The organism is Candidatus Saccharimonadales bacterium, from assembly GCA_035945435.1.
Taxonomy (GTDB): Bacteria; Patescibacteriota; Saccharimonadia; order Saccharimonadales; family DASZAF01; genus DASZAF01.
Window position 1 is genome coordinate 1 of the sequence record DASZAF010000027.1, and the last position, 12,032, is coordinate 12,032.

The 12,032-nt window shown below is 51.9% G+C and carries 5 protein-coding genes; 2 read left to right on the top strand and 3 right to left on the bottom strand.

Features of this window, described 5'->3' with window-relative positions; genetic code table 11:
- Positions 1-307 (bottom strand): hypothetical protein (locus VGS28_03955; protein HEV2412923.1); only part of this gene is annotated, 307 nt, incomplete at its 3' end.
- A gap of 17 nt (positions 308-324) precedes the next feature.
- Positions 325-9,594 carry an Ig-like domain-containing protein gene (locus VGS28_03960; GenBank protein HEV2412924.1) on the bottom strand — a complete coding sequence of 3,090 codons (9,270 nt, stop codon included), beginning with the start codon at positions 9,592-9,594 and terminating at the stop codon, positions 325-327.
- A gap of 169 nt (positions 9,595-9,763) precedes the next feature.
- Between VGS28_03960 and VGS28_03965 the strand changes: the two genes are divergently transcribed.
- Positions 9,764-11,212 (top strand): MFS transporter, encoded by a 1,449-nt coding sequence (locus VGS28_03965; GenBank protein HEV2412925.1) that lies wholly within the window; start codon positions 9,764-9,766, stop codon positions 11,210-11,212.
- Positions 11,213-11,375: 163 nt separating this feature from the next.
- Positions 11,376-11,693, top strand: a complete 318-nt coding sequence (locus VGS28_03970) for an RNA-binding protein (protein HEV2412926.1) — start codon at positions 11,376-11,378, stop codon at positions 11,691-11,693.
- A gap of 117 nt (positions 11,694-11,810) precedes the next feature.
- On the opposite strand, the gene VGS28_03975 is transcribed toward VGS28_03970, so the two are convergent.
- Positions 11,811-12,032, bottom strand: a 222-nt coding sequence (locus tag VGS28_03975; GenBank protein HEV2412927.1) for a class F sortase, incomplete at its 5' end; no start/stop codon positions are given.

The window sequence follows — 12,032 nt, forward strand, 5'->3', positions numbered from 1 at the left end:
GTGGGATCGTTGCGCTCGCCAGACCTGGCAGTGAGGTGTGTGTTGGATACGGGTTGGAATCGATCATATAGTTATTGGTCGTTGTGTTGGTCCAAGTAACAACCGTACCTGGCTTAACTTGTAAGTCGGAGGGAACAAAGCCCTGGTCGGTTATCTGGACGTTGGCAGTCGGTTGGGAGACGAGTGAGACTGTCTGTGTGTTGTTATTCTTCCTGCTGAGCGCTGAGCCGAGGGCTATCGCACTGATAGCTACGACACCAGTGAAGAGAATGATGGCGACTGCTAGTAACCCGTGTTTTAAAGCCATGATTTACCCCTTCCCTTTCATTGGACGAGCCCTACTGATGTAATCTTCTGATTCGGTACGTTTTCAAGCAGCGAGCTTGGCGGAATAAGTTGCTGTTTGGTAGAACTGCTACTCCATAGAAGCCGAGCGGCGGCAGCTCCCTGGTCATGGTAGTACTCCATGCTTATCGGGTAGATACCGGCCTTAAGAGTGATCTTACCGCTGTTTTGCTTGACGCTACTATGGTTGCTCCAGTCATTGATAAGCTGCTTGTTATTAACCCACAGCTTCGCTCCACCATCTGTTTGGGTATAGAACGTGTAGGTGTCGTCTTTTGGAATAATAACGAAGCCGTCCCAGTCGACACTGTACTTGGTCTTATTAACGATGCCGGGATCAGGTGACGTATCTGAGGCCTCGCTATAGTTAACGCCCCCGACAGCGAAGCGGTAGAGTACGGCTGGCGAGCTAATACTCGTATTGTTGTAGTAACGTCCTCTTAAGCCATACCTGCTTGGATAGAGGCTTGCTGTCGGTACAAGTTCCTTGCTGATACCCGGTCCATCCCAGAGCAGGCTAACCTCCCCCCATGGCGCAGTGTGTTCGTGAGTGTATTGAAGATGGAAGTTATGACTGCCAGCCGACAGGTTTAAGGTGACCGATCGCTCAGCTGCCGATGAGTTACTATCGGCGACGACAGTCTTGTTATCTATCTGAAGGCTAATGTTCGAAAGGTCAGTCGTGTCGACGTAGAAGGTGTATGAACCGGTAGTCGGCGCAACCACGCGTCCGCGGAAGAAGATTCTGTACCCTTCTTTAATCGGCGGCACGCCGGGTAGTGGGCTTCCGTCGAAGTCAGAGGTTACGCTTGGCACGATAGTCATATATTGGGCCGACCAGGAGTCGGTACTTGGGACATAGAGCATAGTCGCACCATGTGTCTGGACAGGCGGTTTATTCGGCGGTGTGGTTACGGTGACCTTCGGACTGTACGGACTCGTTCCGGCCGAGTTGTAGGCGGCTACCTGGTAGCTATATGTAGTGTTAGGCTTGGCCGTTCCGTCGCCGAATGACGTTTTAGTCGTGGTACCAAGAGACTTACCGTCACGAAGTAGCTTGTAACCCGTCACTCCCCCGCTGCTGGCGGTGGAGGCATCCCAGGTTAGGTTAACCTGGTTGGCGCTGGCAGCCTTGGCGGCCAGATTCTTCGGTGTAGTCGGAGGTTGTGGGTTATGCGCCTTTGAGGTCGTAGCCTGAATACTGTTCGACATTCCGGAGACTTGCCCGGTTGTGCTAACGGCGGCAACAGAATATTTATAGGTAGTCTGCGGAGTTAGCCCTGTATCCGTATAGGTAAGAGCTGTCGGCTTACCGACGACCGCTCCGTTACGATAGACCAAGAAGTGATCGATGTTGCTCGGGTTGTTAGCTGAGTCTTTCCAAGCCAGGCCTATGGTCGTGTCGGTTTGACCGGTCGAATTCAGGCCGTTGGGTGGCTGAGGTGCATTGCTCGCAACAGTAACACTGACTGACGGTGAGGTACCGACATTGCTGGCCGAGGCATACGCTTTCGCAAGTAGCGTATATGTGCCGCTCTTCAAAGATGACGTATCCCACTTGTAGTCATAGGGCGTACTTGTCATGGTATCGACTACTTTATTGTCTATAAGAAGTTGAACTTTACTAATCTTACCCGTACCAACTGTGGCTGTGATATCAACTGGCACAACGCCGCTGACTTTGTCACCTGACTTAGGAGTAGTAATGGTGACCTGTGGAGTATGAGAGCCGGGTGCGAAATAGTCGGTGTAATCCTTCTGGAATAGTTTCCCGCATGCGTTTAGCGGATCATTCACGACGAAACTTCCAGTATCCATCGCATGCCCAAGTATTCCGACGTGAACGGTTGTTCGCATATAGTTGAGGAACGTTGCAGTCTCAGCCTGCCAATTGGACGACTTATTGTAGTAGCAGTTCCATTCGGTCGCGATTACCGGGTGGCTACCTGAGAGCTTGCCCCAGCGTGCATCGTAGTTGCTCGGTTTCGCATAACTGTATGGGTGGATGACGTAAGCTATCTGGTTGTTGCCAGCCGGGTCTTTCAGGAGTGGAACGTTTTCAAGCGTCGAGGCGTATTGAGCGCCATCAGCGAGCAAGACGTTATTGACACCCAGTGGACCGCGCAGATAGTTGACTAGATCCTGCATCCCGATTGGGGTATAAGGACCCCATCTAGCAGGTGACTTCGAGTCGCTTATCTGTCGCCCACCATTTTGCCAGTCCGGCCAGTTCCATATAGTTGGTTTAGTAGAAGGGGTTGTAACCGGTTGATTCTGTGTCTCGTTAAAGAGCTCGAATATAATATCCGGATCTTGTTTAAGGTTCGTGTTATTAATGAGTGTCTTCCACGCATTTTCCGTCTCGTTACCTGGTAGTGCCATCGCTGGGCCACAGGCAAAGTGTTGGTCCTGCATAGAGATATCCACTATAAATCCGGCCTGTCTGACGGTGTTTACGTCAGCTTCGATCTGCTTGGCGTATGTCGCGCCGTTGCTACTAGCCAGAATGGGCTGACTTACTTGGAAACGCAGCGTGTTCGCATACCATACATTTTTGGCCTTATCTAATTCGGCTGTGCCGAGACTATTATGGGCTGAGGCTGTTTGCGGTTGGGCGCACCACTTCGAATAGAGTAAAGCGATCGAGTTGAATCCGTGAGGGGTAAAGGGCTGCCCGTTAAGATAGAATTGGTTACCTGAGACGGTAATCCCTTTAGACGACCCGCCCGTGTTATCAACCTTCACCGATTCCTGGCCAGATGTGCCGACATGACCGCTCTTGTCGGTGGCTTTGGCTTCAATCGTATAGCTGCCATCTGGAATCTTCGTCGTATCCCACTTGTAGTCATACGGGCTCTTGTTAAGTGTCGTGGCGGTTTTGCCGTTAATAAGAACCTGGACGCTCTTGATGGTCGAACCTGTTTCGGTGGCCGCAACATCGATCGGTACAATGCCTTTGACGGAACTGTTTGGCTTTGGCGAAGCGATACTAACGTCTGGGAATGGCGCGGAGTTGCCGACGATAGCGCTATAGAGTTGGTTAAAGTCAAGCTGTTTCTGATGATCGTAGATCGTCTGGCTCTTTACCTCTCCATCGTAGTCCGTCAGACACCCGAGTCCTGGTGTATTACCAGTGTCAGCGTAGACAAGATACATATGCAGGTTAGGGACCAAACCGTGTTGTATGGCGTACATGAGCGACTGATTACCGGTAGTTAAGTAGTTGCCTATCTTCGTATCGTCGGTCGCATTGCAGGTGCCAAACTCACCGAGTCCCCATGGTTTACTCTTGTAGTCTCGCGTAGGCGTGCTGTCCTTGCTCAGCTGGTTGTATACCTGCTGCCCTGTTTGGGCCCAGGTCTTATCGCCAGCGCCACTATAGGTGTCCCAGACAACCCAGTCGACGTACTTGTTGCCCGGATACATGTACGGTATCCAACAGGACTTCCCGGAGTAGCCACCGTAGTCGAGGACCCAGACAACATTACTGCTGACATGTTCCTGCTGGAATGTCTGGTTGAAGGTATTGTAGATATTCTGCCAGGCGGCGTTAAACTGATCCGGGCTACCATGCCCGTCTTTGGTGTTGAGTTCTTTGCTACAGCCCTTGTTTGAGGCATCGGCGGCACTGACATGCTCATTCATCTCCCACCAGAGAGTCAGGAAGACTTTATGCGGTGCTACCTTCGAGATATCTTTCGCAGCCTGGACGATATTGTTGTTGGTTGTTTGGCTCCCGCCGTCGGCCACCGATTCGGCTTCTTTCCAGCTGCTTGAAGGCGCCCAGTTAAGATCCAGGGTTGTGCCTTGTTTTACAAACTGGAGCTCGATCTTACCGAGGCCACTGTTCGGATCGAGAGGAAGAGTATCTATGCCGTGACCACTTCCTGGCACGCTATGGTAATCCCTGACGACATCAAGTTTCTGCCCAAGCAATCCGTCAAGATAGCTAAACTGGTATATACGGTCTTCCCACTTGGATTTCGGCAGAGGATTACTCGGTGTTCCTGGGTTACCCTTGGCTGCTGCTCCGATGACCGGGTGGCAGGGGTTTTCCAAGATGCTATTCGGCTGACAGTTGGAGCCACCATTTGCGACTTTAACGTTAACGGAGGCAGACCCAGTGGTCGTCGAGCCACTACCATTGCCAGCAGTAGCGGTTGCTGTAATCGTGTGACTGCCGTTTTGAACGCTCTTGGTGTCCCACGATACAGAACATGGCGAGCTAGTACATGCCTTGAGGTCTGTCGAACCAACCTTAAGATCAAGCTTGGTGATTACATTTGAACCGTCAGATGCCTTAGCACTTACCGTTATTGTTCCATTTACTTTAGAGCCTTGAGCCGGGGAGGTTATGGAGACCGTCGGCGTGACCTGGCCCGCTATATGACCAAGGATCGGTTTCCCATACGGGTTGGCCGCACCGCTCCAGTTTGCCAGAAGACCCCATTTTCCTGCATCTCCATGAGAAATCCCAGGTTGGCAGGTGCCAACCACCCAGACCCAAGCTGTGTACGAGACATCGTGCTGGTCGGCCCAGTTCATATATTGGTTGACGTAATTGGATCCGCAGTTGTCCTGACCAAATTCTGTCGTCAGTACCGGGTTAGACTTCGCCACGCCGGCGATGATGGTATCCCAGCAGGTAGTATCATGCACGTCACCCGGACCTTCACATCTCCACCCCATATAGTTGTGGAAGCTCGCCGCTAACTGATTAGCGGGGTCGGTCGGCTTGTGGGCAAGCCACTGCGTGAGGTCATTAGACCAATACAGACCGCCGAGCGAGACAATGTTGTTAGCATGCTCCCCACGTACGACGTTAACTAGCTGCTGCATACCGGCCGTCGCCCAGCTCATCTTGATGACCCTCCCCTTCCTGACAGTCAGGTATTGGTTCGCGGTACAACCGTTCAGCCAGCAGTTCCAGGCATCCGAAGCGGTCTTGGTGTTGGTGTTAGAGCTGTCAATATGCGGCTCGTTATACAGTTCGAAGATAACAGCCGGGTTACTCTTGAAGGTGTCAGCCATCAGCTTCCAGTAGGCTGGAGCATGATCCTCGTCCGCCATAACCTGCTGTGCTTGTGATAAGTACTTGTTACCCGGCGCATTGACATGCATGTCGATAACGACGTAGATACCGTGCTTCGTGAGCAGATTGACGTACTGAGTGACTGCCGTGCGCAAAGCCTGGCCATACAGGGCGCCTTTGGGCATAAGCTTTGTGTTGATTCCAAGCCAGCAGTCTTCGTTTTCAGTCAATCGGACGGCGTTGATGTGATACTTGGTCATAGCCACAACCGAAGCCTCATTCGTCGGACCATCAAAAGAAGTGCCTTTCAAACAGCCACCGATCCTGTCGACACCAGTCAGGTGGACCACCTGGCCCTGTCCATTAACAAGTTTGTTGCCAGATATGCTGATCGACAATCCTTGGCTTGAATCCGTCGTCTCGCTGAGTGACTTTGAGGTTGTGGAGACGTTACCGGCAGGATCCGTGGCAGTTACAGTGTAGCTGTAACTCGTATTCGGGCTCAAACCGGTGTCCGTGTAGGACGTCGAACCGGTTACATGACCGACTTTAGTGTCCCCGCGATAGATCGTGTACGTTAACTTGGAGCTGGGGTACGAAGATGATTTGGAAGCGCTCCAGGTCAACTTGATACTATTCGATGTCTGAGTCGGTGAGGCCAGATTTGCAGGGGTGCTGGGAGGCGTCTGGTGCCCTCCTGAGTGACTCATTACCGCATCAACAAGTTGATTGAAAGCCTGCTGCTTCTGATTGTCCTGCTTTCCGTTAATATCGTAATTCGTCAGGCAGGCGTCTCCAGAGTTATTACCCGTATCGGCGAAGACGAGGTACATCTTCAGCTTCGGATAGGTGTTGTTGGTAACGGCCGTAGCCCCGTCCTTGTAATACTGCGTGGCGTTTGAGGCATTATTGTTCTTACAGGTGCCAAATTCGCCGATTCCCCATGATTTAGTGGCAATGCCCCTGCCTGCGGCAGCTACTGTCGCGTTCTTGCTGGCTGGAAGACTTTGAAGGTAATTGTAGACCTGGCCAAGTGTGTCGCCCCAGGTGCTTATTGACTTGTTCCAATCATGATCGTAGGTGTCATAGATAACCCAGTCGACATACTGGCTACCCGGCCAGTTTAGAGGCATCAGACATTGGTTGGGCCCGTATGAGGCGTAGTTAAGAGTCCAGACCACATTATGTACACCAGCGGCCTGGAATGTTTTGTAGATATTTTGCCAAGCCGCGATGAACTGGGCCGGGGTGCCTCGCGACTTGCTATTGTTAACCTTACAGCCTGACACGTTCGCAGTAGAGTGATCGTTCATTTCATGCCAAGGGCTGAAGAATACTTTTACGTTGGGGTCCTGTTTTTGCAGCGTAAGGAAGTTTTGGGCCGCTTTGGCGATTTGGTCGTTAATGTACTTCGTCCCGCCGTCGGCCAGTGATTCGCCGTCCGCGTATTTGTTAGCCACGTCCCAGTTAATATCAACCGTTACGCCGCTCTTAATAAAGGAGAGCTCACTGCTCGTAAGCGGGACGCCGTCTTTAGAGCCGGGACTAGTATCCGAGGCAGGGGCCGTTATGTAGTCCCTGTAGACATCAAACTTGTGATTCGAGATAGATTCTAGGTAATCAAACTGAACCGTCGGATTGCTTTTCGGCCCACCAGGTGCGCTTGGATTACCATGAGCCGCTGCTCCAAATAGAGGACGACACGGGTTGACGAGAATCGCGTTTAGCGTACAGTTGGCCGTTCCATTATTGAGAGTGACATTGATAGATGTCGTCTTGGAACTGCCCTTCGTCGAGACGACAGCGGCGAGTGTGTAATCACCGTTCGATAGTTTCGACGTGTTCCAACTCGTAGAGCATTTTGTTGCATTACTACACGTCTTAAGAGTGCTGCTGTCCTCTTTCAAGGCAAGGTTTGCGCCTGTAGTGGTGGTCGTGGCGCTCACCGGCACGTTGCCGCTGACAGTCGCGCCGTCCTTAGGAGCCGTGAACTGCGTCGGTGAACTACCACCATACACTTGTTGGAGCAGATAGACACCGAGTTGAGGATTCGGATTGCCGCATTGCGGGCAGTATTTGCCTTTGCCGGATACATTCAGCCAGTAACCGTCGGCCAGATGTGTTCCGTCCGAGAATGTCTTGACCGAGTTATAGGCGGCGAGCATCTGTTGGTCGGTCACCTTCTGGCCACCTGGGCCAGTACTCAAACCTATATATATCTTAACGTTTGGATTAGCTGCCAAGGCCAGTTTGGCGGCAGCGGCCGAAAAGGTACTGAAGTTGGAGGTATTGGTCTCTATGCCCTGTGCTTGGATATCGATAGCGTAGGCATATTTGGCGGCGTCACCAGGAATGTTGCGGGCCAGATACGTGGCATCCTCACTGTTGCCGACAAGCGTACCGGTTGCATACACCAGGTCCCGGCCAGGAGTTGCAATGTACTCCATGCTATGCGCTTTGGCCATCTGGCCAACGAGCTGTTCGTAGTAGGCTGGGTTCTTCTGCTCGTTCGAAGGGGTAAATGGCCACTTCTCGTTGTCATAAATCAACGCCTTGTACTTACCCGGTAGGGCTCCGCTCTTGAAAGCGGCAGCGATGGCCGCTTCGCTCTTATAGTCGACGGTCGGGACGCCGATCAACGTACCGCTGCCGAAAGTATAGCTGTTCTTCGTATTAAAGGCGGTGTTGATCAGACTCTTACTGGCACCGACTTTCTCCATGTTGGTGATAGCGCTTGTCGTAACCATCCAGCCTATTCCTTTTGAAGGAGGTGGTGGGGTTTTGTTGGCGACAGTGATATTTATCATGCTCGAAGCTCCGACTCCTCCCGAGGTATTGACTGCCGTCGCTTGAAGCGAGTGGCCCCCGTTCGACAGAGTCGTGGTGTCAAGGCTGTAGGTATAGGGATTCGTCTTAAGCGTCGCGACGGCCTTGCCGTCTACCAGAACCTGGACTGAGGCGATCGGGGCATTGTCGGTTGCGTTAACAGAGACCTTAACCTTGCCCTTGAGCGTACTACCTGCAGCCGGTGCGGCAAGTGAGACGACCGGATCGCTTGGACCCGGGTTCGAGCCAGTAAAGATGTTGTCGTCAGCGAATTGGTTGAAGGCGGCTAACTTGGTGGCATCGTAACTACCGTTCGGCAGGTGATCGACAAGACATCCTGGGCCAGCCCCATTGCCGGTGTCGTCATAGACCATGTACATCTTAATGCGTGGGTAGGTGTTGTTATCGAGTGCCGTCTTGATGCTTGAGAAGTAGCCCTGTAGTTGCTGGTCACTTGATGATCTACAGTCACCAAACTCGGCGGATCCCCATGGCTTGGAGACAAAATCAATATTTTCACCATTAACGTTCATCCCGTTATCGGCCTGGAGTACATCGTAGATGCGGCCGACTGTCCCGCCCCATGTCTGGTCCCCACCGGCGTATGAATCAAAGGCAACCCAGTCAACAAGGTTGTTGCCAGGCCACATATAGGGGATGAGACAGTCCCAGTTCTTATAGCCCATGTAGTCCATAACCCAGACAACATTGGTGACTCCTTCCTGATGGAAGATATTCTCAACGTTCTGCCACATGGCCCGGTACTGGTCCGGTGTGCCGGAGTTGCCCTTCAGTCCTGTAAAGCTTGAACTACTCTTGCAGGCTTGTTGCTGGGCAGCGTTATCAAAGGCCGAAACATTGTTTTCGGGTTCATGAAAGACAGTCAGAAAGACTTTAATGCCCGGGTTGCTCTTCTGAAGAGCCAGGAAGTTATCGGCCGCCTGCTTAATCTGGGCGTTTACGGCTGCGTTACTGCCACCTGCGGAGGCCCAATTGTCCGATGGCTTCCAGTTGATGTAATCGTAGGTATTCGATCTGGTTGCGAAATGTAGCTCGTCGCTATTAAGCGGTAGATCCCCGGCCGGATGGTAGTCGTGAAAGATATCGAGCGGGTGACCAACTAACTTCTCGAGGTAGTTAAACTGGGATATTCGATCGGCAGCCGGTGCATTCGGATCGCCAGATACGGCTGCCCCGATCCAAGGGCGACAAGAGTTAACCAAGTTCGAGCTGACAGTGCAAGTAGTCGCGCGGGAGACCAGCAGCAGCGTGATACCGATACCGCCAAAGAGAATTACGAAGACGAGAGCAGAGACTATGGCGTGGTTGCGACTGCGAACTCCAATTTTGGCGAGATACTGTTTTGCCATGCTCTTCTTTGTTTTTTTCATTTTACCCTGCTTAATCTGCCTCGAGCGTAAGCACGTTTACTGCGAGTCTAACATACCTCTTATTAATATGGCAATGTTATCTGGCAACCAAATTCACCCTCTAGACCGACATATCATACATGTTATACTGGACGTAATACTGCATAGTGCAAGGAAAGAATAGCTATCTATGAAGGACAAGATTGCCCGTCATTGGTTTATACTAGTGCTCTTAGCGTTGGCTCAGTTCATGGTTGTTCTCGATGTCTCCATCGTCAATGTCATGCTGCCGACCGTACAGAAGGCCTTTCATTTATCTAACCCGACCCTACAGTGGATCATCACTGCTTACACGTTGGCTTTCGGTGGTTTTCTACTACTTGGCGGTCGTGCCGCTGACCTTTTCGGACGTCGGCGTATCTTTCTCCTTGGCGTAGCCATCTTCTCACTTGCCTCTCTGGCCGACGGGCTCTCTCAGAATGGTGGTCAGCTGATCGTCCTGAGAGCCGTTCAGGGCTTGGCCGGCGCCTTAATGTCCCCAGCCGCTCTTTCGATAGTGCTCGTTACCTACAAAGAAGGGGCTGAGCGCAATAAAGCCTTAGCAGTCTGGGGAGCAGTTGCCTCGGGTGGTGCGGCTGTCGGTGTCCTGCTCGGAGGGATTATCACCCAATACCTAACCTGGCGCTGGAACTTCTTCATCAACGTGCCAATTGGTATCTTTGTCTTCATAGCGGCTCGTGCATTTGTGGACAGACATGCCTCAGAAGAGACACACCGCGATCTAGATCTGCCAGGCGCCATCTTTGTGACCAGCGGCCTGATGATGTTGGTCTACGCTCTAACGAAGACCCCAACCTATGGCTGGCTCGATCATCGGACGCTTGGCTTCTTTGGGGTCAGCGTCGCCCTACTCATAGCCTTCGTCGTTAACGAGCTGATAGCCAAGCATCCCTTGGTCGACTTCAAGATCTTTAAGATCCGAAACGTCTCGGGTGCTAATGTCGCCCAGATGAGTATCGCTGCCGGGCTCTTCTCTATCTTCTTCGTCAGCACACTATACCTCCAAGAGATCCTCGGCTACACACCGGTCCGGACCGGTTTTGCGTTCCTGCCCGTACCCTTCATTATTGCCATCGCGGCCACTAACGCCCCGCGTCTTATTAAGAAGGTTGGTTACCGGCCACTCCTGATAGCCGGCCCTGCATTTGTAGCCCTCGGACTTTACATGCTCGGGCATATCACAGTTGGCAGCGGCTACACCAAGCATATTCTTCCAGGACTGCTAGTAATGGGCTTCGGTCTCGGTTTCACTTTCGTGAGCATGCTTATCGCAGCTACCTCAGGAGTCCCAAGGCACCTGGCTGGGTTAGCATCGGGTCTTAACAACACGGCTCAGCAGGTTGGTGGCTCTCTCGGCTTGGCAGTGGTAACCGGAATTGCCACCGCCAGTGCGACCCGCTACTTAAGCCACCTCCACACACGACCTACGGCTCATATGATCACGGTCGCTACTGTTCATGGTTACAGCGAGGGCTACTATACCGGTGCCGCATTTGCAGTCTTTGCCATCCTGCTTGGCATATTTGTCATCCGCCAGCAGAAGGGTGAAACCGTCCCAGAAGGCATCCCTGTTTCCTAAGAGGATATTGCTTTTGGGGTACATATAGTATAATGAGCTTGCTAGAAGCGCTGCCGTGTAACTAACAAGTTAGTTTCTAGGTTTACAAAATGTCTTGAGGGGCGGCTAACTCGAGCTTAAAGGCGAGTTACCTCCAAGCAGAAATAAGGAGAGTAGGAAGCAAATGGCAACCAAATTATTCGTTGGGTCCCTTTCTTGGAACACCACCGAGGATCAGCTAAAGGACTTCTTCTCGACCGTTGGTACTGTCGTATCAGCGACGATCATCACTGATCGTGAGACAAACCGTTCTAAAGGATTCGGTTTCGTCGAGATGTCATCTGAGGAAGAAGCCCAGGAAGCTATCAAACAACTCAACGAAAAAGAGCTCGACGGTCGTACTATTACCGTCAACGAGGCTCGACCACGCGAAGAGCGTCCGTCAAATTCATTCGGCGGTCGACGTGACTTCGGCGGTGGCGGCAACAGAAACCGCTACTAAACTAGTGAGGCGATCCAACTCGACGCCGGTAGACATGGCAGTGCTTATCGTCTAAGAGATATGGAGTACATGACCTCCGCAACAAATAGCCACAGTCGTTAGAATGTGGCTATTTGTTTATGGTGAAACTTGCTCGGCAAAGACTACCAATCGTTGATTGTAGCCATCAAGACTCTTAATCACGTCACCGGTACAGGTGATAAGGTTGAGCCCAGGTTTGCCAGGCACGATCGGCGATAAGAGGGCAGACATATCAACATTTTGGTAGCTATAGGCCTGTACTTTAACGACTTCATAGCTAAAGGTGACACCATCGCCTCGCTGTATCTTGATTAACGC